General features: G+C 38.0%; 26 protein-coding genes. 20 read left to right on the top strand and 6 right to left on the bottom strand.

Going from position 1 to position 26029, the window contains the following annotated elements:
• The first annotated feature begins 6 nt into the window (after positions 1-6).
• The 18 genes from HDC90_RS05300 to HDC90_RS05215 all read left to right on the top strand — a co-directional run bounded on the left by HDC90_RS05300 (position 7) and on the right by HDC90_RS05215 (position 16267).
• Positions 7-414: a hypothetical protein gene (locus HDC90_RS05300; RefSeq protein WP_184464582.1), complete on the top strand. Its 408-nt coding sequence runs from the start codon at positions 7-9 to the stop codon at positions 412-414.
• Between the two features lie 20 nt (positions 415-434).
• Positions 435-848, top strand: a complete 414-nt coding sequence (locus HDC90_RS05295) for a hypothetical protein (RefSeq protein WP_184464580.1) — start codon at positions 435-437, stop codon at positions 846-848.
• A gap of 176 nt (positions 849-1024) precedes the next feature.
• Complete coding sequence (locus tag HDC90_RS05290; RefSeq protein ID WP_184464578.1) at positions 1025-3010, top strand: phage tail tape measure protein; 1986 nt, start codon at positions 1025-1027, stop codon at positions 3008-3010.
• Entirely contained in the window at positions 3010-3486 is a 477-nt protein-coding gene (locus HDC90_RS05285; protein WP_184464576.1) for a hypothetical protein, read from the top strand. The genes HDC90_RS05290 and HDC90_RS05285 overlap by 1 nt, the downstream gene beginning before the upstream one ends.
• Positions 3486-4661 carry a baseplate J/gp47 family protein gene (locus HDC90_RS05280; protein ID WP_184464574.1) on the top strand — a complete coding sequence of 392 codons (1176 nt, stop codon included), beginning with the start codon at positions 3486-3488 and terminating at the stop codon, positions 4659-4661. Before HDC90_RS05285 ends, HDC90_RS05280 begins: the two co-directional genes overlap by 1 nt.
• Positions 4661-5455 (top strand): hypothetical protein, encoded by a 795-nt coding sequence (locus HDC90_RS05275; RefSeq protein WP_184464565.1) that lies wholly within the window; start codon positions 4661-4663, stop codon positions 5453-5455. The genes HDC90_RS05280 and HDC90_RS05275 overlap by 1 nt, the downstream gene beginning before the upstream one ends.
• 3 nt (positions 5456-5458) lie before the next feature.
• Positions 5459-6520, top strand: a complete 1062-nt coding sequence (locus tag HDC90_RS05270; protein WP_184464563.1) for a hypothetical protein — start codon at positions 5459-5461, stop codon at positions 6518-6520.
• A 1-nt stretch (position 6521) separates the two neighbouring features.
• Positions 6522-7679 carry a hypothetical protein gene (locus HDC90_RS05265; RefSeq protein WP_184464561.1) on the top strand — a complete coding sequence of 386 codons (1158 nt, stop codon included), beginning with the start codon at positions 6522-6524 and terminating at the stop codon, positions 7677-7679.
• A gap of 140 nt (positions 7680-7819) precedes the next feature.
• Positions 7820-8449: a hypothetical protein gene (locus HDC90_RS05260; protein WP_184464559.1), complete on the top strand. Its 630-nt coding sequence runs from the start codon at positions 7820-7822 to the stop codon at positions 8447-8449.
• Between the two features lie 76 nt (positions 8450-8525).
• On the top strand, positions 8526-9752 hold the full coding sequence (locus HDC90_RS05255; protein ID WP_184464557.1) for a hypothetical protein: 1227 nt from the start codon (positions 8526-8528) through the stop codon (positions 9750-9752).
• Positions 9752-10798, top strand: a complete 1047-nt coding sequence (locus HDC90_RS05250) for a hypothetical protein (RefSeq protein WP_184464555.1) — start codon at positions 9752-9754, stop codon at positions 10796-10798. Before HDC90_RS05255 ends, HDC90_RS05250 begins: the two co-directional genes overlap by 1 nt.
• Entirely contained in the window at positions 10795-11283 is a 489-nt protein-coding gene (locus HDC90_RS05245; protein WP_184464553.1) for a hypothetical protein, read from the top strand. Before HDC90_RS05250 ends, HDC90_RS05245 begins: the two co-directional genes overlap by 4 nt.
• Before the next feature lie 9 nt (positions 11284-11292).
• Positions 11293-14316, top strand: a complete 3024-nt coding sequence (locus HDC90_RS05240; RefSeq protein WP_184464552.1) for a hypothetical protein — start codon at positions 11293-11295, stop codon at positions 14314-14316.
• Between the two features lie 2 nt (positions 14317-14318).
• Positions 14319-14672 (top strand): hypothetical protein, encoded by a 354-nt coding sequence (locus tag HDC90_RS05235; protein WP_184464550.1) that lies wholly within the window; start codon positions 14319-14321, stop codon positions 14670-14672.
• Positions 14672-15088, top strand: coding sequence for a M15 family metallopeptidase (locus tag HDC90_RS05230; protein ID WP_184464548.1), 417 nt, complete (start codon positions 14672-14674; stop codon positions 15086-15088). The genes HDC90_RS05235 and HDC90_RS05230 overlap by 1 nt, the downstream gene beginning before the upstream one ends.
• A gap of 1 nt (position 15089) precedes the next feature.
• Positions 15090-15440, top strand: a complete 351-nt coding sequence (locus HDC90_RS05225) for a hypothetical protein (protein ID WP_184464546.1) — start codon at positions 15090-15092, stop codon at positions 15438-15440.
• 6 nt (positions 15441-15446) lie between these two features.
• Complete coding sequence (locus HDC90_RS05220; RefSeq protein WP_184464544.1) at positions 15447-15875, top strand: hypothetical protein; 429 nt, start codon at positions 15447-15449, stop codon at positions 15873-15875.
• A 104-nt stretch (positions 15876-15979) separates the two neighbouring features.
• On the top strand, positions 15980-16267 hold the full coding sequence (locus HDC90_RS05215) for a hypothetical protein (RefSeq protein ID WP_184464542.1): 288 nt from the start codon (positions 15980-15982) through the stop codon (positions 16265-16267).
• A 77-nt stretch (positions 16268-16344) separates the two neighbouring features.
• On the opposite strand, the gene HDC90_RS05210 is transcribed toward HDC90_RS05215, so the two are convergent.
• Positions 16345-17709, bottom strand: coding sequence for a hypothetical protein (locus tag HDC90_RS05210; RefSeq protein ID WP_184464540.1), 1365 nt, complete (start codon positions 17707-17709; stop codon positions 16345-16347).
• A 375-nt stretch (positions 17710-18084) separates the two neighbouring features.
• Positions 18085-18714, bottom strand: a complete 630-nt coding sequence (locus HDC90_RS05205; protein ID WP_184464538.1) for a Crp/Fnr family transcriptional regulator — start codon at positions 18712-18714, stop codon at positions 18085-18087.
• 274 nt (positions 18715-18988) lie between these two features.
• Here HDC90_RS05205 and HDC90_RS05200 point away from each other — a divergent pair, with 274 nt between their 5' ends.
• On the top strand, positions 18989-20860 hold the full coding sequence (locus tag HDC90_RS05200; RefSeq protein WP_184464537.1) for an ATP-binding protein: 1872 nt from the start codon (positions 18989-18991) through the stop codon (positions 20858-20860).
• A gap of 25 nt (positions 20861-20885) precedes the next feature.
• Here HDC90_RS05200 and HDC90_RS05195 read toward each other — a convergent pair whose 3' ends face one another.
• Positions 20886-21119 carry a cold-shock protein gene (locus HDC90_RS05195; RefSeq protein WP_184464535.1) on the bottom strand — a complete coding sequence of 78 codons (234 nt, stop codon included), beginning with the start codon at positions 21117-21119 and terminating at the stop codon, positions 20886-20888.
• A 274-nt stretch (positions 21120-21393) separates the two neighbouring features.
• Between HDC90_RS05195 and HDC90_RS05190 the strand changes: the two genes are divergently transcribed.
• The gene (locus tag HDC90_RS05190; protein ID WP_167293917.1) at positions 21394-21594 is read left to right on the top strand and encodes a DUF3606 domain-containing protein; all 201 of its coding nucleotides are present in this window, start codon (positions 21394-21396) and stop codon (positions 21592-21594) included.
• A 37-nt stretch (positions 21595-21631) separates the two neighbouring features.
• On the opposite strand, the gene HDC90_RS05185 is transcribed toward HDC90_RS05190, so the two are convergent.
• From HDC90_RS05185 to HDC90_RS05175, 3 genes are all read right to left on the bottom strand, one after another.
• On the bottom strand, positions 21632-22213 hold the full coding sequence (locus tag HDC90_RS05185) for an HPP family protein (RefSeq protein WP_184464533.1): 582 nt from the start codon (positions 22211-22213) through the stop codon (positions 21632-21634).
• 121 nt (positions 22214-22334) lie between these two features.
• A complete protein-coding gene (locus HDC90_RS05180) occupies positions 22335-23198 on the bottom strand; it encodes an OmpA family protein (protein ID WP_184464530.1) in 864 nt (287 codons plus the stop codon).
• Positions 23199-23272: 74 nt separating this feature from the next.
• Positions 23273-25783 (bottom strand): beta-L-arabinofuranosidase domain-containing protein, encoded by a 2511-nt coding sequence (locus HDC90_RS05175; protein WP_184464528.1) that lies wholly within the window; start codon positions 25781-25783, stop codon positions 23273-23275.
• Positions 25784-26029 lie beyond the last annotated feature (246 nt).

The raw sequence follows: 26029 nt of genomic DNA, 5'->3' as shown, positions 1-26029 counted from the left end.
AAAGACATGTCATTTATAGCCGGAGATTTTACAGAGGTAACATGTACCCATCCTACCCTTGGTGATTTCAGATTTAGTCCTAAATCTGGTGAGAGTTTTAATATTGACCGCGGTGGGATTCGTTCTGCCGATGACAATGCCGTAACCTCAAAGGGTGAGTCAATTGACGTTAAAAATAATAAAGGGTGGTCAGTTGACGGCCCTATTGCTACCGATTTAAAAACCGGATACGAAGAAGAGTCTATCATTGCTTTGTCTGCAGACCCCGTTCACGGTGTTTGGACTTTTAGCCACATATCTGGGGCTATTTATAAAGGAACAGGCAGGCCTGTTGGCGATATCGCTACAGACACCAATACAGCCCAGATGACACTTAAAGTCGCTGGGGGTGGTAAACTTGAAAACATTGCTTAATAACCATTAAAAATAAACAAATGAATATTGTGATTGAAGAGAACCTTGCTATTGTTGAGGTTAGTGAATTTGTAAATCAGTTTAAAATAAAACCCTGCGAAGAACAGGAGGTTAAAGATCTGTATCCAGAAGTTATTCTGGCAGTTCAGTTTGGATTGATGGTGCTTAAAACCAAAGAAAAACCAGAGTTTAAGTTGAAAGAACCAGTTAAAAATTTAGAGAATGAGGTATCTCTTGATTCTGTCTCCTTTAAAACAAGGATTGTCGCAAGCGAACAAAGAAAATTGAGCGCTGGGCTGGATCTTAAAAAAGAACCGCTTTTATTTGGGCATAAATGTATGGCCTACATTATTGGACAACCGTTGATAATGCTTGACAAGTTTTGTCCTTTTGACTACAAGGTTATAGAACAAATGTCAACGCTTTTTTTGTAAATATACCAGGGGACATTGATCCTTATATCAAAACTCTGGGTCTTAATTTTCATTGGGCAAGCCCCAGTTATATTGAAAATATGTTTTGTGATGACCTTGATCACCTGGGTATGGTTTATTGGTACAAAATAATAGACGAGCAACACAAAGAGCTCGAATCAAAACCTAAGAAATAAATGGCAGCTACATTATCAGCCTTAAGGGTTCCAACTGTTTTTACTGCTGTCGATCGGTTCTCGTCAATCGTCTCTAGAATGGCGCGAGGCGCTAACTCTTTCGCCAACGGAATAGCTAACGGCGTTGCTAGGGCTAACAGAACATTAAGACGCTTTACCCCTACTTTATCAAGTGGGGGTAGGCAGCTTTTGGAATACGCCAAAACTGCCGTCGCGGCATCTACCATTATCGCCGGTATTGCATTCTCAAGTCAGTCATTAATGGCCTATGAAACGCAGCTTAAAAGTTTCAAAACTATTGTATCCGACCTTTCGGACAAAGAGTTTTCAAAATTCAGTGATAAAATCGGTGAAATAGCTATAAAATCTAAAGGACTTGCAAGTACAGTTGATGTCGCGTCTTCTTTTGAAAAAATAGCAGGATTGAACTCTAAGTTTGCAGAAACCGCTGATGGATTAGGACTGGTTTCTAAAGCCGCGATTACATTGTCTCAAGCCTCAGGAGACGAACTTGGAACATCTGCTGAGAATTTAGTTGGCATTATGAACCAATTCAATCTTGGTGCTGATCAGGCTAATCGAGTTATAAATGTGTTAGCGGCAGGGCAAGCTGTTGGCGCGGCATCCATCACCCAAGCCTCTGAATCGTATAAGAACTTTGGGGCTGTTGCTAAGGGCGCTAACATTACACTGGAGCAATCAATTGGTTTAATCCAGACGTTAGCTGCGAAAAATATGAAGGGTGCTGAAGCTGGAACTGCACTAAGGGGCGCTATTATGAGACTCCAAAAAGCAGGGGCGGGGTACAAAAGCGGTCAATTCCAAATAAACGACGCATTGGATCAAGTCCTAAAAAAAACAAACCAGTTAACCACAGCAAAAAAGAAGGATCACCTAATTGCTCAAGTATTTGGAGCCGATAATATTACTGCGGGTAAAATTTTGCTAGATAATATTAATTTATATAAAGAATTTACAAAAGGTGTAACAGGAACTTCTGAAGCTCAAAAAGCGGCTTCAATAAATAGCGACACTTTATCAAAGAAAATTGATCAAGTCAAAAATAGCTGGATAAATTACATTACAACAAGCAAAGATGCAACAGGAGGTCTTGAAAAAATAAAGAAAGTTCTTGATTTTGTGATTAACAACTTCTCTGAAATAATCAATACAATTTTGAAAGTGATAGGCGTGTTTGTTGCATTCAAGGCCATATTACTGGCAACAGAAATAGCTTTGTTTGCGTGGAATGTGATAATGGGTATTGCTGCCGTTAGATCTGCAACTCTCGCCGTTAGTATTGGGGGGGGAAATGTTGCTATGTATGCACAACGTATCGCTACGTATGCTGTAATTGCTGCTCAATATGTTTGGCAAGGCGTTTTAAAAGCGGTTATTGCCGCTCAATGGCTTTGGAATGCAGCAATGACCGCCAACCCAATAGGGTTAATCATTATAGGGATTGCAGCGTTAATAACCTTGATTGTTTTTGTCATTAAGAAATGGGATGAATGGGGCGCTGCTGTCTCTATATTCATGGGGCCGTTAGGATTAGTGATTAGTTTAATACAGTCTTTTAGGCGTAACTGGGAAATGGTTACAAAAGCCTTTAAAGAAGGTGGTATTTTGGCTGGCTTAAAGGCAATTGGGAAGGTGATATTTGACGCTGTACTCCAGCCTGTTGAGCAACTTCTTGGTTTAATCGGAAAATTTACCGGGGCTAAGTGGGCATCTAATGCGGCTGCCAGTCTTCATGGATTTAGATCAACCCTGGGCGTAAGCATGGAGGGTAACAACCCCGAGGAGAATAAAAAACCAGTGCTATCTACGCCGCAAATGAAATCGGATCAGATTACAAGGGAAACAGTCCAGAGAAATATACTAGACGTTAACTTCAACGATCCAAACAATAAGGTAGAATCTACAAAAATGCGCGGTACGCTCGGGATACCTATTAAAATAAACAATACACAAGGGGTTAACTGATGAATGGAAAAGACTTATTGTTATATGAAAGTGGTAACGGGGGAGAAATCATTATCCAGAATAATGATTTAATCCTAACTGATCAGATTTTACAACAGGCTTATCTCTGTTTGTTTGGGGGTAATGTAGAGGCATCCACCAGGGGCGACGAATTGCCTAATGAAATAAGGAAAGATTGGTGGGGAAACAGTCTTTTTTACGGAGATGTAAAATCTAAACAGTTTAATTCACAAACTGAAAAGGCTTTAATGGATAATCCACTGACAAGCAGTGGAAGAGTAAGTATAATAAGATCTGTAGAGTCAGATTTAAAATACCTTAAAAACGTATCGAACGTGGAGGTGAATGCTTTCCTTCTTTCTGTAAACAAGATGAAGATTGAAATAAAACTAAGTATGCCAACGACAAAAACTGTGACTATAGAACTCCTCTGGGATAGCGTAAAAAAAGAAGTAATAATCGAAAACACAATATAATGAAGCCAATACCATCACTTATCGAGATTAAGAACAGGATTGAATTAGACTTTAAATCTAAGCTTGATCTGGCAGATACTGACCTTCGAAAAGTTTTCGATGCTTTGGATTCTGTTTTGGCTGCAGAACTGAAGCTTATATATCTGTATTTACAGGATGTATTAAACAACGTGTTCCCGGATACAGCTGATACCGCGGCAAATGGGGGTGAGCTTAATAGAATAGGTCAGATTTACCTTAACCGCCAACCTAGAACACCTACAGACGGCAAATACAATGTGACGGTAAATGGCTCAATTGGCGCTGTTTTACGGTCAGGCTTAATATTTAAATCAAACGATAGTAGTAACGCGCCAGGTAACCTTTACGTTTTGGATACTGAATTTGTTATTGGTCAGGTTCCTGATACTATTGTGTTAAGGTCTGTTAATGCTGGTAAAGAATACTTATTAAATGTTGGCGATGGTTTGTCTGTGACTGAACCGGTTATTGGCCTGGATCAATCCGTTGTCGTTTCTGAAATTGTTCAGCAACCAACCCAAGCGGAAGATACAGACCTTTATCGCCAAAACATCCTTGATGCAATCAGGCTTGAGCCTCAGGGCGGTGCAAAAACAGACTATAGGATATGGGCGTCCGATGCTCCGGGTGTTAGAAAGGTTTACCCGTATGTTAAAAATGGTGATGCCGGGACCGTGCAGGTTTACGTAGAAGCTACCCCTGTTGATAGTGAAGATGGACACGGTACACCTTCTGGCGCAATACTTGCTTCTGTGGCTGAAGTAATTGAGTTTGATCCGGATGAAACGCTTCCTTTAAACGAGCGCGGAAGAAGGCCTATTCAGGCGGTTATTGAAGTGCTTCCGATTGATGCGATACCGATTGACGTTAATATTACTGGCCTACAGGTCGACACCTCAACAATCAGGTCAGCGATATCGGAAAACCTTGCAGCATATCTGGCGGATATCAGGCCCTATATTTCTGGTGCAGATTTGCCGCGAGACAGAAACGATAATCTAACAACTGTTAAGCTTCAGAGTGTAGTAAACGATACTATTGGTAACGCTAATACATTTTTAAATTTCAACATGCTTGTAGATGGGGCTCTAGCTAATATTTATCAGTTCTCCGCAGGGACGATTCCATATTTACGAACAGTAACATATCTATAATGTACCAGGTAACAGATAGAAGCACGGCCCACGGTTTTAGTACCCCACACGGATTTAAAACACCACACAGGTACCCTGTTAAAACGAGCACACAAAAGGATTTATTAAATCTTACGAACCAGCTCTACCCCACAGGGCGCGTTTGGTATCTCCCTGAAAACAGTAATTACCGTAAGCTTCACGAAGCTGTAAACTTATCACTGTTACGAGCAATAGATGCTGGTTATTCTGTTATTGATAGCACTTTGCCTGATAACGAAAGTTTTGATGAAAAGGACGCTACACTTTGGGAGTATAGGCTGGGGCTTGTCACCAACCCTTCCCTTACGCTTGCCGAAAGAATGGCTAATATTAAAAGAAAGCAATCTTTCAGGGGAAATGTTAAGGCACGCCAGCATATAGGATACATCCAGAGCCAGCTTGATGCTGCAGGATTTAATGTTAAGGTTTACGAAAACGTGTTTTACGATGGCGATGGTAATAAGTTTTATAAAACCCCGCAAGAAATACAGACAGTCCAAGGGCAATCCACTCAGCATAGCGACAACACCCATCACGGAAGTGGAACAGTTCACGGAGGGGGATCGCAGGCTCAGGTTATTGCTAACGAAACCTTTTCTGAAACATTTAGCGTTGGCGGCTTGGGAAATCTTTGGGCTACATTCTTTATTGCAGGTTCAACTTTAAACGATACGGCAACGGTACCGGAATCAAGGGAACGAGAGTTCAGGGAGTTGGTAATTAAATTAAAGCCCGCCCATACCGTTGCATTTATTTTCATAAACTTCAATTAAATTATGGCTACCGATAAAAAAGAACTTGCAAAGATTGATAATTCAGACCCGGCAAACTATCCTAACGCAAGGATAAAAGACGATACAGGTACTGGTGATGGTACTCCGGTAAACCGACTGGTTTATAGCGACCTTCATGAGTTTTTTGCTAAATTAATGCGGTTAGCTGCAATCGCGTACAACGGATTGCCTGACAATGAATCAAACGGTTATCAATTAGTTGATGCGGCAATAGCCCTGGCAGGTAAAAACGACATCATAACTCCTTTAGGGGTTAATTCTGGCGTTTTGCAGGTTCCACTAAAATTTAGCACATTAAAAGATGGTGAAGCACTGATATGCAAAGCAGGATTTGATCTTAATACTGAAACCACAATAAAGGGCATAGATCCGCTAACAAAAGCAATCGAAGCTACAAGTAAGTTTAAAACAAACGATTACGTTAGGTTTATATACTCGTCGTCTGGTGCGATAAAACTGGTTAGGCTTGCTGACGGACTGAACCTTGACACACTGGTGGCGGAACTAAACTATCTTAAAGGCGCAACATTATCTGAGGAGTACGCAGGAACATCCACTGTAAAGTCAACTACTCCATATACGAACCAACTTGCTTTTGCACAACGGGTGATCGGATCGATGAGCAGTATTTTTTTGGCTACAGCACTTCGAAACGGTCTTCTTTCTAAAGAAGATAAAGCCATAATAGACGGGATTGCTCAAAGCCCGATAAGGAATACCGGGTGGTTTAGCGGATTAGACCCGGGTTCGGCGCAGGTTGGCTCAAACTTGCCAGTTTCAGGGGATGTTTTAACCGCTAACGTATACTACGCAAACCCTGGCGGAGAAAGTACGGTTAGGATTACCTTAAAAAACCCTATGTCGAACATGAATTATTTTATTAGAAGTTCGGTTGAGTCTGAGGGGAACATATTGGCCGATAATGGGATATGCGTACCGGTATTTAAAAAAGAGTCTACCACACAGTTTTCAATATCTGTTGAGGAAGTTTACAGCATTTCTCAAAACCTTAAAATACACATAGAAGCAGTACAACTTTCATAGCATGAGAACCATAAGACAAATACCAAACATCCCTAAAGATGGGGATTTTGCAAAGTTTCCAGACAGTACAATCAAAAACGAGACTTCTACTGAAGATGGAACCCCGGTAGTGAGGGAAATATATGGAGATTTACTTACCAATGTATACAGAATTTTAAGGCTTGCCAAAATCGACCCTAGTGGATTTGAGGATAATGCGGATTCCGGTTACCAGTTGGTAGAGGCGTTAAAAAAGTTTAGTAATAACCTGAACGACGTAGAGCAGGTTTTGAATCTGTCCGGTCAGGTTTTTTCAATTGGAATGGATCTTAGTATCCTTCCTGATAAATATCCTGTTTTTGCCAGGGCGGCTGAAAACTATAATAGTTCCCTGGTTTATACCTTTAAGGGGTCTGGTGCGGAATCGTATAGTTTTACTGCTGTTAACCAGTTTAAGTCAGGAGATGAACTTTTATTGATTATTGACTCTGCCAACGTTAGGGCTTATAACCTAAGTCAAAGCTTAGAAAGTTCGACTGAAATATTCACTCCTTTTGGAACCCCTTTGGCTTTCAATAACGGAAAAAAAGTTTGGTATCAAAGTGAAGGAGTTGTTTTCAGCGATAAACCTGAAGTTTTAGACTTGCAAGGATCAATCAGATCATCTCAATCTGACGGAACGATATTAGTTTACGAAATCATGCTAATCAACGGATATTTTATTTGCCTCGCGTTTTATCCAAACACACTGGCGCATAAAATATTTAGAATACCAGAATCGAACATCACGGCTCCTCAGCAGATGGTTTTTGTTACGGGCGGTTTTGGTTCAAGCGACAACAGTCCTTATATCTATACAGACGGGACAAGCATATACATAACCAACGCGAGCTCGAACTCTGGAGACGAATATAGTATAGATATTTATAGCATTAATGCTAATAACCTGTCGTTTTCCGGCAACGTATTGCTGTCAAATACCTTCAAAAAAACAACCAATGCCGTTATTTTAAATTCAAAAATTTACACTTTAATAAATGGTATATTGAGGTTTTTTAATGTGGTAACCGGAGAAGATGTATTTGTGGCGAACTTTCCTGCCAATTTGGGTGTGCTTTTTGCATTGGATGGAAGCGCGTTGTTCTCATCTGGTGATGTGGCTAAAAAATGGGATCTTTAAGCTGGCTAATATTATAGCATAATATGGAATTCAACGTCAACTCAAATGCAGCAGTGCAACTAACCAACAGGCTGGAAAGGCTGAACAGATCGGCCTTCCCTGTAGCGGTACGTGGCACGCTTAACGATGCTGCTTTTGATATGAAGAATAAATCTCTGGAACAGTCAGCAACCCGTAATTTCATTCGAAGAAGTCCTAACTTTTTTAAGTCTTTCTCTGCTGTTACGAAGGCAAAAGGCTTTAGCTTAAGCGGTATGTCTGCTGCCGTTGGAATGACTTCAAGAGGAAAAATAACCGCTAGGTCTGCAATAGACAACATGTCCAAGCAGGAAGACGGCGGGGTTATAGATCATGGCTTGGATTACCTAAGTGGTTCTAGAAAAAACCTAAATACCAAATCAAAAGTAAAGGCGATTAATTTTTATAATAAAAACAAAGTTGTATCTGGTAGATCCAGAACTCGGGGGGGCTCTCTTAAAAGTAAGTTTGTAGCGCGGGCTTTTAGGTCTTTAAATGAGAACAAACCGATGTTTTTTAACTCTATTAAAGGCAACTATCTTATGTCGGTACAGAGTATTAAGAAATCAAAAAGAGGTAAAGTAAAAATTAAGTCCCGCCTTTTGCTAAAGTCAAGAAAAGGCGCTCCTGTTAACATCAAAGCAACTCACTTCACCAGAGAAGCTGCTGAGATAACGATCAGAAAGATTGAGCGGTTTTATCACGATCAAGCTCATAAACAATTTAAAAGAGCATTGAATATTTCCAGGTAATCAAAATATGTCTCAAATTTTGAAATAGTTGAAATTTATTTATATATATTTGGATTGTTAAAATCAATCTCAATACATGGGCTGGAAGGATAGGCTTGAAAACACCGAATTTACCATAACCACTGGCGACGGAAAGGTGTACAAACCGCTTTACCAGCACGGAGAGGTGAATGTTGACTATAACGTTTCAGTTTTTGATTTTATCAGTCTTAAGGGTTCGTTCATTGACAGGAAAGAGGTTAAAGCCCGTTCTTTTCCTTTAATATTCTGGTTCCAGGGTGATGACAATATTGATCAGGCAGAGACGTTCTCGGCGTCAGCGAATGACCCTCGAGCATGGACCGTCAGACATCCACTCTATGGAGATATAACCGGGCAGCCGCTAAGTCTAAAAAAGTCTGATGTAAACCTTAATGTTACCGAAATAAACGTTGATTTTTGGGAAACCATAACTACTGATACGTTAAAAAAAATGCCGTCTGTTTCTTCTAATGTGCTTAAGGTAAAGTATAAGCTTGCTCAGATTTCCGCTGTAGATTATGCTTCAAAAGTTAACCTTAAGGCAGCCGACGTTTCAATGGTTAAGGAAAACGCCACAAAACTTGATCTTAAGATTGGGTCAATTATTACATCTGATGCTTATGCCGATTATCAGTTAAAGAAAAACGCAATGTTTGCCGATATAGATAAGATGGCCGAAAACCCATCTGCGGCAATACAAAGTATAAATGATGTTATATCTGTGCCTGCTGAGCTGAGTGTTGGTATTAGTAGTAGGGTTAACCTACTCAAATCACTTTTTGAGGATGCAAAAACAATTTTTTCGGCAAAGAACAGCAGGAACAACAAGGCTTATTTTGAGGCAACTGGAGCCGCGGTACTTTCGGCTTTTGCACTCGCATTGGTAAGCCCTATAGCCGGGGACTATGTAACCCGCAAACAGGTACTTTATGCTTCAGATTCGCTTACCAGCATGTATAACAACTATGTTTCCGTTATTGATGCTGCGTATATTGATAATACAGATGTTTCGAACAGTTATTCGGCAAGTGCACAGACCCAGATCAATGTTAATGACCTGGTTTTTACAACGGTTGCAAACCTCGGACAGATCGCTTTTTCTGCAAAACAAGAACGTACGGTCTACCTCGAGAGCGATAGCAACCTGATTGTTCAAACACACAAATATATGGGACTCGATTCTGAGGATAAAAACATCGAAACATTTAGGACAATAAACGCAATAAAAAACAAATCCCTTTTCCTGCTTAAAAAAGGAAGAGCAATAACATATTTAGTTTAATGAAAATTAAGGTTAACGGCAATTATTATCTGTACTTCAATGACTTTGCCATGTCATCGTCTTTGGATTCTGTTGCCTCCACATTTTCATTTACGGCAAGGTTTGATCCTGCCGACGAAAAAACAAAACCTTTCTTTAAGCCTCTATCCTATTTCCCGGTTGAGTTTTTTACAGATAGAGATGAGCTTGTTTTTTCTGGAACAATGGTTACACATTCTTTTGCTTCGGCCTCTGTTAGAAGCCTGGTTCAGATATCAGGCTATAGTAAGGGAGGTGTTCTGGAAGACTGTACAATTGATGCAAAAATGTATCCCTTGGAAAGCATTAACAGAACAATAAAGGACATCGCTGAAAGACTTCTATCGCCATTTGGCCTTAAGCTTAATATCTACGATAACGTAAAAAAGGAATGCAACACACCTTTCCTTAAAAGCGTGGCCAAAACTGATGGTAAAATAAGTGAATACTTGGCAAAAATGTGTGCGCAAAAAAACGTTATTGTTTCTCACAATTCTGCTGGGGAGGTTGTTCTTTTCCGTCCTGACGCTAAAGCTAGTCCTAAAGCATTCTTTAACAAAGAAAACACGCTAGGAATGAAACTAGATGTTAATGGGCAAAGTGTGCATAGTACGTTAACCAGCTTAAGGCAGCCCGCAAAACAGGATTCAACGGGCTTGTTTGACGACGAAGAAACCTCCCAGATATCCGGATCAGATAGAATTGTAAACAAGTTGGTTGGTGCTTACAGGCCTTTTGTCCAAGTATTGACGTCCGGTAATCAAACAGATACCGATAGTGGGGTTAAAAACGCCTTTGCTGCTGAATTAAAGAATATAAAAGTTTCTTTTTCTATCAGATACTGGGCTGATATACGTGTTGGGGATATAGTTGAGATTGAAAACGACGAGATATACATTGGATCAAGATCCCGGATGATGGTCGCAGATACAAGCATTATGGAAAATTCAGAAGAAAAATCAATGGACGTGACATTGGTTCTTCCGGAAACATTTACCGGTGACTCCCCTAAAAACATATTCTCATGAGCAGCCTGTCAAGATTTAAAAGTGCGTTGGTAGAAAAGGGGCGCAGAATACTCAAGGTAATTGAGTATGGTCCAAAGACGGCAGACGAATGCGCGCCGTTTGGTGATGATAGTAATCCGTTGGCTAATATGACGGCGGTACTTATGGAAACAGATGTTATTGGTGAGCCGGTTGTTGTTGGATACCTCAACACGAACCAGCTTGCAGCATCTGGAGAAAAAAGAATTTATAGCCTTAAGCCAGATGGATCGGTGAGCTTTTATGCGTGGTTAAAGAACGATGGCACAATGCATTTGGGCGGATATACGCACAACCTGGTTAGATACGCCCCGCTCAACACTTCGATTAACAATCAAAACACGGAAATAAATGCTGAGCTAACCAAAATAGCTGCCGCAATAACTTTGTTGGGTGGCGCCTATTCGGTTTCGCCTGTTTCGATAGATATATCCGGGAGTAAGATTAATGAGATAAAAACACTATAAACTAACAACATGAAAAGACTAAAATTATTATTATTACTTGCTTTGCTTTCTTTAGGCGCGACTGCACAAGTAGGTCCCTGGACAGGGTTCACGCCAACATGGTGGAAACAAACAAATGGCACCGGATTTAATTGGAGATTAACCTCTGGTTCGAGTATTTTCAATATCACTGATTCTATTCGGAATTCTTTTTTGACGGCAACCAATGGTCTTACAAAAGACGGTAAGATCCTAAAGTTAGGAGGTGCATTAACAGGTAGCACAGTTATAGGAGATGACGTTAATTATAGTACTCCTACTATCGGTATGTACGCTAATGGCGGTTTAGATTTGGCAAGCGCATGGACTTCCACTAGCGGGACTAATTTTTCGTTGTCTAAAAATGGAGATTTCTCTCTATCTGGCGGTAGTGCTACATCATATACCAATTTAGGAGTGTCAAATGGTGTCTTAAGTATAACTCAGGGGGCTAATGTTGGCCCTATTTCAACTTTCGCTAAAGGCATGCAATACAGAAGAAATTATACTGTCAATTGGACAAATGCAGACAGTTTATATTTAACTCCAAAATCGTATGTAGATAATTTAGGAGCTTTAAAAGCTCCAGTATCAGGAAGTGGAAACTACATCCAGAACAATAATACTGGTACTCCTCAAAGCGCAAGTTTTAATATTAATGGAACAGGCAGGTTTGATAGCCCAACAGCCACCACCTTATTTGGTGCCGGTCTTGGTAGTTTTTCTACTGAATCGGGTGTTACCACAGTAAATGGGGGAAATGTAAATGTAGGTACTGAGCTTTTAACGCCTAATGTTTCGACATCTGATAGTTCAGGTAAAGCAGCCAATACGAAGTATGTCAAGCAAACAATTGATAAGGTTATTAACAATCAGCCAATTCAAAATGGTTCTTGGTTTCTAGGGGATAGTCAAACAACAGGTTACAACGCATCCGGTCATGGAAAGACCTACGTTAATATTTTGGCAGACAAAAACAATATAAGTAAATATAAAAATGTTGCAGAGGATGGAGCCGGAGTACGTAGAGGATATAAAAATTTCATACTTGAATTAGGACTGGATAAAATCAATGTATCCTCTACAATGCTGGGATTTAATGATATTAGAGGCAATCAGGATACGGCAAAGCGTTTTGAAATTGTAAGGGCTGGGCATCGGTCTATTATGGCCGCACAACTTACTAAATCAATACAGTTTTATAAGCAGTATAATTCATCTTCTGTAAATCCAAATGTAAGCACATCTCAAGCTTGCGGATCTTGTAGTTCATTTGTTATCGATACACTTACTGATTACGCCAGCAGATCATTAAAGTTTGGTTCTAATTTCTGGAAGAAAACAAGCATCACCGCAAACGAAACGGTAACCATTTCAAATATACAGGGTTCTGATATTGCTATTGGTACATGGCAGGCCGTTAGTGGATGGTCAAGAATAGAGGTCCGTGTTGATGGTATTCTTAAAACTACCTTCGACCCCAACGGAAAGATTAATGCATTCAAGGCCGATGGGTTTACCCACTTAGGTATTATAAACGATGTTATAGTAATTAGGTCGCTACAAGATACACTTCATACTGTAGAATTAAAGTTTATAGATGGTGGAACTATTGGCGCATGGGATTATGTAGCTGGACTTACGGACATATATTCAGCTAAGCCGATGTATGTTCTTGACATACCACATATGAACAATACGGGGTATAATGTTGTTGGTGATGAAACTACAATGGCCTTTCAGGATGCGCTAACACTCTCCAGAAAGAGGAATTTAGCAGGTATTTTTACTGGATATCCGATATATTTCATAAACGTCAACAAATATTACAATCCAAACGATGCCGCTCAAATACAGGCGGATGGTGTACATGCAAGTTTTTTGGGTCAAAATAAATGGGCTCAGGCAATATATGAAACATTCGGATTAATAAAACCAATATCAGATAATGAAGTTTTTGCCTCTAATGTTACAGCGTACAATAATTCAAATTTAGGACTGTATTCCGGTTTGGGAGGCAATATTTATGTACGTGGCGGCATTGAGGGAAGTTACACTCCATTTATTTATCACAATCCCGCAACCAATAAAACCTCATTTGGTATAGAATCTGATCAGGCAGATACATATTATTTTAATGCATCGTTATTTGTTAACGGCATTTCAAAATCAAGTGCTGGTTTTGAGGTTGATAATGGGTCTTTTTATAGAACAAAGAATACGTCAGGCGTAGCAAATGCGATTTTAGGATCTGCTGGCAATAACCTGTACATAGGCGATGTATTCGGTAATTTTAGCGGTAGCTTAAATTTAAGGACTTCAGGATCTGATAGGTTAACAATATCATCAAGCGGAGAAGTAGAGGTGCTAAATGCACCAATTAACCCTAACGGTGTGGTTAGAAAAACAGAGTTAGATAATAATGCTAATTGGAAAGGAGAAAGTATTGCAACATCAAGCAAGGCAGTAGGCGATATAGTAAGCTACAACGGAACTAACTGGATTAATAAAACAATTACGGCCAGTGCACCATTAAATTGGAACAACACTACTTCAACATTGAGCATAAATACATCAGGGCTTGCCTCCACGTCAGCAAACAATAATTTTACAGGCACAAATACTTTCGGTAATGATATTGTAGTAACAGGAATAAGTAGGTCCACAAGTGGGTTTAGGAATGTAATTTTAAGTAGCGTATTTTCTGAATTAAGCAAAAGGACATTTTCAACTTATGGAATTGGCCAATTATCGTTGAACAAGGCAAATTTAGACGGGTCTATCGGCACAACGTATAGTACGACCTTATCTCCTCCTGACGCATTGTCTTCTGATGTATCATTGTCAACGCCTCTATTTAGCGGTACGCTTGCAAACTTGCCAGTAATAGGGGGTACAGCCCCAACACCAACTAGTACAGGAATAAAGGGACAGAAAGTCATCACGGGCGGATATTACTATGAATGTACAGCAACTGACACATGGGTTAGACACGCTTTAGAAACAACTTGGTAATCATGAAAATAGAGGCATATACCATAACAATTCTTGTTGGTGTTTTGGGCAGTAGTGTTATTTCAGCGCTAATAGTTTGGATAGCAAATCGGGGTAAAACTAAAGCCGAGGTAAAAAATATCGCAGCTGAAACTTCGAATGTAATCGCTGAGACCTATGGTAAGATGTTTGAGGATTTAAAAGACCAAATTAAATACCAGGGCGACCAAATTAAGGCCCTACAACAAAGGGAGCTTGAATACTTAAAGATCATTCACGGCCACCAGGAAACTGAGCGAGAATTAAGGGCGCAGATCAAGGCGCTTGAAATCAAACTATCATTAAGGATCACAAAAATAGAAACGGACAATCAATAATGGCAATTTTAGGAAAAAGAAGTGTACAAAATTTGGTAGGTGTTCATCCCAATTTAGTAAAGGTTATTAAGACTGCTATCGTAAACACTCCTTATGACTTTACAGTAGTTGAGGGAGTAAGAACCCAGGCAAGGCAAATGATGCTGTATGCGCAAGGCAGAACGGCAAAAGGCGACATTGTAACATTTGCCGACGGAGTAAAAAATAAATCAAACCACCAAGTAAAATCAGATGGATACGGTCATGCTGTAGACATTTACCCTTATATAAATGGTAAGGTTGACTTTAATAATGCTATAGCCTTAAAGACTATCGCAAGCCATATTAAATCTGTGGCTAAACAACTAAACATTGGTATAACCTGGGGCGGTGACTGGAAAAAGCCTTTCGATCCACCTCATTTTCAATTAAAATAATATGGAAAAATTACAACAACTATTACTCGGCACTGTAGATGTGCCTACGTATTGCGCAGCATTTTTGTTCGCGCTTATTGGAGCTTTAATAAGTTTAAGGCTTAAAGCAACCAATAGAGATAAGCTGAGCGATTCTACTCCCTATGCTTTCTCATGGAAGTTTTTAATTCAGGACAACTGCCTGCAGTTAATCACGGGTATCTGCCTAACTTTCCTTGCATTCAGATTTTGTAATGAACTATTAGGAAAAGAGCTAACTATGTGGCTTGCCGTGCTAATAGGAGCATTAAATAATGAGGTTGCCGGACTATTCGAGAAAATACAAAATAAAGCAAGGGAAACATTTAAATAATTCAATATGTCACAAGAAAAGAAAACATGGTTAGGTCGCGTATTTGCGAGCATCGCCGCATTATTCATGAACAATTACGAGGCCTGGTTAAAAAAGCTTTGGCGAAACATTGCTGAAGAACTTAAGCCGGATCTTATCACTATTGTCAATATCATTGAGAGAATTAAATCTTATGTAGATAGTCCCGTTGTCGATATGATTGCAGTGGTTATACCGGGCGACAAGGACGACAAGGCAATAGCTTGGTTGAGAAGCGTGTTAAGATCAATCATAGAAGAGCTTAAATTAACCGATACGCCTTCTGCAGATCTAAGCAAAACCGATTTACAGTCTTTAGCCACAAGGTTTACCGAAGAAGTTACCGGGTTACCATTTGACCAAGCTTCAACAACAATTAAAACGGCATATTGGAATACAGTTAAATTAGTATCTTAGCATACCGCAAAATGCCAGCACAAGAGAGCCTTTCAGAAATGAAGGGCTTTTTTATGTTGTAAGAATTATTTTGAATTACTAAAAATATTAGCAAATTTTACAGCATGAATGGTGGTTATGAATTTCGCGTACCTAAACCAAGGTTTTTAAGCATAGGGCATGTTATTGCAGAGGCTATAGAGCACTATTGCTGGATTTTCAACAAAGAATCGTTGCGCTGGTGGACGCCTGACGAGTTTTACGCCGAATTTCACGCAAAAGACCAGAATAGTGTTCATGTGCTAAATTTCTTAACTAAAATCTCAATTCGTGACCCAAGAACTGGCATTACTGCGGCTTTCAAGCAACTTTCGGAATTGGAGGTTAAACACAGCGAAGAAAAAAAGCCTTAATTGCTAGAATCGAAGATTTCAATAAGAGGGTGCTTACCTATTATCAGGATATGGCCAAGCCTAGGCTGAGAAAATAGCTAAAAGCATAAATCTTCCTTTGAATATTTGTTTTTAAGGTCGATATCAAAATCCCGCATATATTTCATTGTTTCTTTTAAATCGGAGTGTCGGCATAGATGCTGTATCTCGTAAGGGTTTGTCTCCTTCATCATTTCGTGCACTACGCGTGTGTGCTTCCACCCATAGATAGTATAATCATGAGAAAGCCCGAGTTTATCTTTAATGGGTTTATATAAATTTGAAAGGGTATTTTTTGCACATCGGTTTTCCCCTGGAACGCCGCCTTTGCCAAAAAGGTAAAAGTATTTCGGCATCTGGTTGAATCCTATTTCGTCAAGTACCTTTTCGAATTCAAGTGGATAGCTTCTATAGGCTTCCTTTCCGTTTTTCGACAGCTCACTCCTGAACCGGACTCTTTTTAAAGTTCTGTCAATATCGTCGGCCTTTAACTTCATGAGCTCTTGCTGGCTCCTTATGCAGATCATGTAAGTAAACTGGCTAGCCCTATATACAATTCTATCGTTTTGCTCAAGCATCACCCTTTTTACTTCCGTTGCGATTTCCTTACTATACCAGGTGTGTATTTTATGGTTTTCCTTGAGTTTTTTAATCTTGCCAAGAGCTGGGTTTACAAGAAGGTATTCCTCTTCTGCTAGCCAATTTATGATCATCATCAAATAACTTCTGTTATTGTTATATGTTGTATTGCCCCAGGATCTTTCCTTGCTAATGAAGCCAAGAGCTTCAACTATATGTTTTCTTGTAAGCTTTCCGGTTGTTATCTGGTCAAGCCCAGCCTCCTTAAAATACTTTTTAAATATCCCTACCGTGCTTTTCCAGTTGATTGCGTCCCCTTTCGATTTCGCGGTTGTTTCCCGCATTTTCAAATAAATATCAAAAGCCTCCTGTATTGGCGTATTATATAGTTTTGTACTGTCTTGATCTTCTATCTCCTGCAGGATTTGTTCCTTGGTTATAGCGTAATCAGCTTTAATTTCCTTTATCCTGGCTAGCTGTTTATCAAAAGGTGAATATTTTAATACCTGAAGTGCGTATTTCCATATATTAAGCCGCATTGCCGCATAATCTTCCCGCTCTTTTCCTTTGTACCGGTTGATATCGTCATACACTTTAAACCGCATTCTTTTGCGGGGATACTTGCCCCATAACTGAACCGGAACATCTACATTAAAGTATATATACCATTTGTTTGGGTCTGAAGTGCTTAATTTAGGTGTTGAAGCCATTTTAGGGACAAGAACAGTTAAAGTCTCCCGTGTGTCCCTTTTGTGTCCCTTTTCGACAAAATCGGCCTCAGGAGCGTTGTTTACAAAAAAGGGCCAGAACAATGTTCTGACCCTACATCTACCTATGAAAAACATACCCTCGAAAGGGTAAGAACAAATATATATAAATTTTTAAAAAAATGTAAGTGAGAAATGTTAAATCGCTTAAATCAAATATTTAATTCGAAAAATGAACACAATAGACTGATTATCAAATAAATAATTTTTAATAAAAATACATAAAAACTTTTTTTTAGCCTAAAAAGACAAAATTTTTAACAAAAAATAGTTTCATATTGTCTTACAAATCAGTCATAATTACCAAGTAAGGTCTCACTTTACACTTTCGCTATACATTTTACGCTTTTAACTTTACAATTTTTTGATCTTGATATAACAAAAAACAAAATCGATTTCATAAAATTATCAAAGCATTTTTTAGAACTTAAGTCAATAAACCGATAAATTTTCTTACACCAAAGCCAATTTGGATCTTACCCGACTTAATGTTTCCAACCGCATGCATAAAAACGAGGCGATATATTTAAGTGGAATACGGTCTACCAATTCAGGATAGGACTTAATGAAGCGGATATATCTTTTTTCTGCTGATTGTAATCTCGAAATGAGTGCTCTTTCGCAAGCTTGTAAATAGTGAAGCTGGGTTACTTTTCGGCCAATATAATCGGCAATATGGTAGTTTAAATACAATTGTTTCGACATCGTGTGTGGAATAGCAATAGCAACAACGTCTTCTAAAGCCTGTACATATTCGTTAATCGATTCATTATTATTCCAAATGTTACTTACGCTTCCCACCAATTCATTTTCTTTGGCAATCCAAATGGTAATTTCTTTATCATCATCTTTCATATATCCTCTTACTACCCCGTTAAGAATAAGATACACGTATTTATCATGATGTAATGGGGATAAAATAAACTTGTTTTTTTTAAATGTAACCGGAAAAGTTTGGTTATTGATAATAGATTCCATTTCAGGGGTTAAATTATGGAACGATTTATAAACGGTAATTACTGGCGAAAAACCATTAAATGGCAACCACTTTTCTTGGGTATTATAACTGTATTGGGGATTCATGATCTTTATCTATTGTGTAACTGCTGCTATTGTTCTACTGAAGAACAAACGAAATGTCATCTACCGTTTTTTTAAACACCCAATTATCTGAAATGTTTTAACGATAGCAGGTTAAGGGCTTTAAAACAAAAATTGGAGTGCAACAATGTACAAGCAAAAAGCAATCCCCTTATAATTTATACTATTTTGTATGATAAATATTATAATATCCTTACAAATCGGTTGGCGATTAACTGTTTAACGATTATATTTGGGAAAGTGTCAACTTAAATTTATGATAGATTTAGCCTCTCCATTCTTAAAAGCACTGTTAAAACATTCTAAGAGCCCAATAGTTATTTTTAAAGTAAAGCCAATATTAGTGGTGGTAGAACATAATGATGCTTACCAGGCTTTAATAGCGCGCGTGGGTGGAAAATTAAAATTCTATGATATCGACATTATCCCAAACCTCTTATCTGATGCTGAAAAAAAGAATCTGGTTAAAACAGTTCAGACAGTAAGTGAGCTTAAGGCAAAGCGCACGCTGGTTATTCATCCCATCTATTCCAATTCACCAAACGTAAAATGGGAACTGGAATTTTCACCAGTATTACAAAATGATCGCCCGGTTGAATACCTCATCTGTTCATTAAGGGAAATTCCAATAGATGAAAATGACCTTGAACATATTTTATTTGAACTTTCAGAAAGTGAAGCACGTTTTAGGGGATTTTTTGAGCAGGCACCTTTAGGCATGTGTGTGTTAAAAGGTCCGGAACTTATTACGGAGTATGCAAACGACAACATATTAAAACTTTGGGGTAAAAGCAGAAAAGAAGTTATCGGAATTTCCCAGGAAGAGGCACGACCTGAACTCGAAAAACAGCAAGCACTTGTAAAACAGCAAGCACTTGTAAAACGTGTAAAAGATATTTTTAAAAACGAACAGCCCTTAACGATCAATGAATTAAAACTTTCTACACCAGTTTCAGATGGTTATTTCATCGCTTTTTATGAGCCCTTAAAAAATGATAAAAACGAAGTAACCAGAATTTTAGTGATTATTAAAGATATTACAGAGCAGGTAAACTTTAAAAAAGAACTACTTAAAGCCAAAGACATTTTAAAAATAGCCATGGATGCGTCAGAAATGGGCTCATGGAATATTGATCTAGAAAGTAAACAGGTACTTTTATCAGAAAGGGCACAACAAATTTACGAACTGGAAAATAACAGGCTAGGCATTGAGGAAGCCAAATCTTTGATAAGCTCTGAGGACATTGGTCATCTTACCAGTGGTATCAGGCGTGCCTTACACCACAGAAATGCTTTTAACATCGAATACCAAATTAACCTGAATGGAATAAGTGCTAAAAGGAAGTGGTTAAGAACAGCAGGAAAAGCCTATTATAACGAAGAGGGAAAAGCTGTTTATATCGCAGGGGCTGTTTTGGATATTACTGAACATAAACAGGATGAAATTAGAAAAAATGACTTTATCGGTATGGTAAGTCATGAGCTTAAAACTCCATTAACATCTTTAAGTGCCTATGTGCAACTTTTACAATATAAATTTAAAGAAACTGATAATGATTTTCCAATCCAAATACTCGATAAAATAAATGTTCAGTTAAAAAGAATGTCGTTAATGATTGATGGCTTTTTAAATGTATCCTTATTAGAATCGGGTAAAATTTTACTAAACAGAACAAATTTTAATCTTGTTGATTTAATTAAAACTATAGCTGAAGAAAGTGGAATGGTTTTACCTAGCCATTTTATCCAGGTAATTGGTTTGGAAGAAGTGATTGTAAATGCCGATATGGAGAAAATTGGTAACGTGATCAATAACCTGATTGGCAATGCAGCCAAATACTCAAAAAAAGACTCATTAATTGCAATAAAATGCGAAATGCAAAAAGGTTATGCCATTGTAAGTGTGGAAGATGAAGGGATAGGCATTAGAGAAAATGATATGCCCCGGCTTTTTGACCGTTTTTACCGCGTAGAGAGTCCTGATACTAAAACAATTGCAGGATTTGGAGTTGGCCTGTACATTTGTGCCGAAATAATTGAAAGGCATCAAGGAAAAATTTGGGCAAAAAGTAAATTTGGAGAAGGTTCTACATTTTATTTCAGTTTACCTACTTCAAATAATCAATAATACTACTTGCTTAAAGTGAGCTAAATTAGACCTTTATTTCTTCCATTTCTAATTTAACGTTAACTGCTACCAAGCCGCTTTTGTTTAATTCTATTTCAAAAATTACTTTCGAATTTATATTAATTTGATCAGATACATTATCTAATTGAAAGTGAATATCTTGGCCATTTTCATCAATAATGATACCTCGTCCATATTCAAAGTCAATCTGAGTAACATTTCCCTTTCTCATATCGCCCATTACAAAATACTTTTTCATAAATAATAAGCAATTATAGTCAATTTACGTATAATTAAAAATACATAAAATCATTTTTTTGAATAATTATAAACTGATGAATTTGCGTTTATTATTGCTAAAACGATTTAATTATAGAGAATAAACACTTTCGATTCTAAATATTGTGAATAAAATGTAAACAATATTTTTTTAATCAACTGTTTTACAACTTGTTATTACAAATAAAAAAATCTATTTTTATAGAACTAAATCGAGCTTGTGCGTGCTAATAATTGAATTAATGATCACAATTATGAAAAATCTCACCCAAACCCTGAACATCAAAGAAGAAATCATCTTATTATCTGAAGAAACAGATCGAAATTATTGGGCTAAACGTTTAGGCGTAAGTTCTGAAGTTTTGAAATCTGCAGTTCGGGCAACAAGAAGTATCATGTTAAATCAAATTACAGCTTATTTAAACCAACAAAAGAAAAAAATCAGTATTTCTTAGCCTTTAGGGAGCTAAATTGAAATATGATCGGCTCTTTTTATCTGCAGTAACGGTACCAAACCCTATACCATTTTTTATTGTTAGGGTAAGTTCGATGTGATGTGCTATTATTTATTATAATAGCTACCAAAAGTAAAATAGAGGCACCAGATAAGACGGGGCATAGTACATAGAGGTAGCCTAGCGATTGTATTTTAGCCGATCCTATATTGGCTATAAGTGCAGTAGCACCACCAGGAGGATGTAGCGTTTTTGTAACCTGCATTACTACAATAGATAAAGAAACAGACAAGGCAGAAGACAACCATACTTCGTCTGGAATAAGTTTGTGAACCGTAACACCTATCAATGCACAAATTACATGCCCGCCTATTAAATTTCTGGGCTGTGCCAGTGGGCTATTTATAATTCCATAAATAAGTACTGATGAGGCTCCAAAAGAACCGATTAGAAACAGATTATCATTAGCGGTGAAGTATTTAGAATGGAGTAAGCCAATGATACCAATACCTAAAAATGCGCCGATAAATGTCCAGATATGTTCTTTAAAATCAACTAAAGTTTCTTTGTAAACAATATATTTTGCTGTTCGAAGGTGTCTTCTTATCCGTTTTCTCATAACCTAATAGTGGAGCGCGGGTAAAATTAGCAAATATTAGAAAGAAAAAGGGAAGCCTTCTACACAAAAAAGGGCTCGAAAATTAATTCCAGCCCTTCATATGTTTAATTATTTTATGCTTTTATTTTTGAGATTGCTCAGGCGCTTTTCCGATCAGATCCATAAACTGATCTAATTTAGGTGTAATAATAATTTGTGTACGTCTGTTTTTCGCCTTTCCTCCTGTGGTAGTATTATCAGCAATTGGATTAAATTCTCCACGCCCGCCAGCAGTTAAACGTTTAGGGTCAACAGCATACTTGTTTTGCAATACCTGCACAACAGACGAGGCACGTAAGGCACTTAAATCCCAGTTGTTACGGATATTTGTTTGAGTAATAGGCACATTATCAGTATTACCTTCTATCAGCACATCATAGGTATCGTAATCTTTAATAATTTTGGCAATTTTGCTTAGCGTTTCACCAGCTTTATCAGAGACTTCATAGCTTCCTGATTTATATAACATGTTATCAGCTAAAGAGATATATACTACGCCCTTAAGCACTTGTACATCAACATCACCCAATTCTTCCCGACTTAACGATCGTGTTAAGTTATTAGTTAACACCATATTAAGCGAATCGCTTTTGTTTTTGGCATTAATCAGTTGTTTGATGTATTTATTTGAGCTATTAATTTCATCAACCAGTTTCGAAATATTAACATTTCCCTGACTACTAGAATTTAAACATTTATTTAAAGCATCTTGCAATGCCGTTACATTAGCTTTTTCTGACGCAATCTGTTCTTCTAAACTTTTAACCCTACTGGTACTTCCGCTAAGTTCACGCTGACTATCCTGGTATTTATTACTTAGCTCCTGATTTCTTTCTCTTAACTTAGCATAAGTATCCTGAAGTTCGGCATACTTCTTATTACTTACACAACCGGCAGCAAGTGCAAGGGTAAAGAGCATTATGGGGATTGATTTGTATAATTTCATAATTTTACTTTATTTATTATTAGTGTAGTTAACAAATTCCTTGCCGTAAAATTTAAAATCGTGCTGAGCAGATGTTAAAAGGCGTTAATTTTTACCGAATCGAAACTTGCCAATGCTTTATACGCTCTTAATCCTATGCTACCAGAGGCATATTGATTATCTGTTGCTGAAAGAGCAGGTTGAGCTGATCCATTGATAAAAATGTCAAATTTATCTCCCTTAGCCACTATCTTTAGAGTATACTCTTTGTTCATTTCAACAGGATATTTTCTTGAACTTATGACGCTCCATTTTTGTCCGCTAGCTTTCCCTAATACTATAGCTCCGTTTAATTGATCTAAGCCCACATAATAACCTTGGTATGCATCGGGGCCAATAGCAGGATTAGAAACCCTGAACATTAGACCAGCATCGCCTGCAGTATTGATTTTAACATCTGCCTGATAAACAAAATCTTTAAAATCTGTTCCATTAGCCACATATTTAGATCCATTTATACCATAACCACCAGAGCCTGAATTTGATGCCGTGTTAACCTGTCCGTTTTTCCAAAACCAACCTCCACCATAAAAAACCCAATTGCGGGCCATTCCCAAATCAAAGTTTTCAACCAAAGTTTTATTTATTTTTTTTGGCTCACCGATTACAGGAAAACAGCTTAGGCGGACATTTTCAGATCCATACGGCACTAAGATAACTTCTTCCTGTTTCTCTGCTGATGCAATTGGACTAAAGGGCACATCAAAAGCAGCCACTTTATTATAACCTAAGCCCCATGATGGAATCTTTTTTGCCTGAACCTTTACTTTAACTGGTGCATCTGCTGCAATAAAAGGGTTTTCTGGCATTTTTGATTTTAGCACGCTAGCCTTCTCTAAACCACTTTTATCGATCATTAAACCATAATTCCATGCCGATTCTGGGTGGATTTCGTAATCGGTAAAGCCAACAACAGGGTGCGTTTTGGTTACCTTATTTACCGCCTTAATTTCTAGTGCATAAACAATAGGTCCACGTTCTACACTTATAGAATTGTTTACCTGGGCATTGGTGGTAATTTCCATCGGAAAATTCAGTTCCAATTGATCTTGATTTTTCCATTCGCGGGCTATGGTAAACATTTCTCCCGCTTTTACTGCTTTTAATATAGTTCCATTTAATTTAATGCTTGGCTTTATACTCCAGGCCGGGATTCTTAAAATTAACGGAAAGGAGGCAGCAGCAGCAAGTTCTATTTTTAATCTGATCTGTTCTTCGAAGGGATAATTGGTTTCTTCGGTAATTTTTATCTTTTTGTTTTCGGCAACCACAGTTTCTATTTCCATAGGCCCATAGGTAATTACCGCCAAACCTTTCTCTGGAGTAGCCACTACACTACTTTTTACAAAATAAGGCCAGCCCATGTGCATATTATAGCGACAACAGCCATAACCTGAATATGGACTGGAAACGATACCTGTGGCATAATCTTGATTAAAGCCTTGCTCGCCATGAATACTTTGAACCTGATTGGGTAATGTATAATATGAATGGTTTTTAAAATCTCGACTAAACTGTGAAGGCAAAGCATTAAAAGCTACTTTTTCTAATTGATCGCCAATTTTTGCGTCATGAATAACCTTTGCCGCAGTTTCTAAACTTTGCATCCATTCTACCACAGTACAGGTTTCTACACCTTCTATACTGCTTGTGCCCGCCAGGAACTCGGTTCCAGAGCCTAAACCTTGCGGCTGACCATGGTCATGCATAATATGTGCTATGCCTTTAGAAAGTGCGTCTAAATTAGATGGATGATCTTCAAGTTGCGCATAAACTACAGGGAATTTTAATGCTTGAGCTACATTAACCATATGTTTTGGCTGAAAATCATCACCAAAAAAATAAAATCCGTTATTGCTATAAATATCAATCCAAGGGTATGCCTGTTGTTTTAACTTTTCTACAAGTTTTAATAAATCGTGATCGCCTGTTTTGTTGTAAAGCCAAATGGCAATTTCCATATTATCGCCTGCTCTTGCTTTAGCCCAATCTTTTAATGGATCAGCATCGAGATTATCGAGCTCGTATTTAAAATATTTTAAGAGAAACGGAATAACTCTTTTATCATTTGTAGCTTCATAATAACTCTGCAGGGCATACATCATGGGCATGCGTGGCCACCAATCTTTCATTTTTGGCGGACCGAACAATCCATTCACTTGCTGATTGTTTAAAGTCCAATCGATATACTTTTGCGCTTTAGCTTTTAACATAGGATCATCCAAGGTATAAGCCAATGCGACTAAACCTTTAACATAATATGGTACCCGCTCCCACCCGTTTCCATCACCTCCCAGCCAATCGGAATTTTTACCTAGGTTATCTTTTTCCGGATACAACTCTTCGGCCATTCCTGTTGCACCATCTCTTTGTTGCTCCAACTGTTTTAGCAGCCACCCTTTAGCTTTAATACTGCCAACTGGCAATTGCACGTAAACATGTTGTTTTAAGGGTGTTTTATTAAACTCAGTTAAATTTTGGGCATACAAAGTATGCATGGATAGACAGGAAACCAGAAAATAGATTAAGGCAGGTATTCTTTTCATAAAAGGACAATTGGTTAGATAATATTTTATAAAAATAATAAATATGAATGAATATTAAAACGATTTAGTAATCTAGATTTAAATAAAAAAAAAACACTGTAAATCGCTCATTCAAAACCAAAACTTTGAGCATAACAAACTGAACAGTAAAAAAAGTATACAGTTTGAATAGCAGCATGTTTACACCAAAGTTGTGGTATGTTCCGTTTTTTAGCGACTCAGGGCAAGCATCAGCCTTTGTTTGGC

This window comes from Pedobacter sp. AK013, from assembly GCF_014205835.1.
GTDB lineage: Bacteria > Bacteroidota > Bacteroidia > Sphingobacteriales > Sphingobacteriaceae > Pedobacter.
The sequence above is the reverse complement of the archived record's forward strand: the minus strand, read 5'-3'. Positions and strand labels throughout refer to the sequence as shown.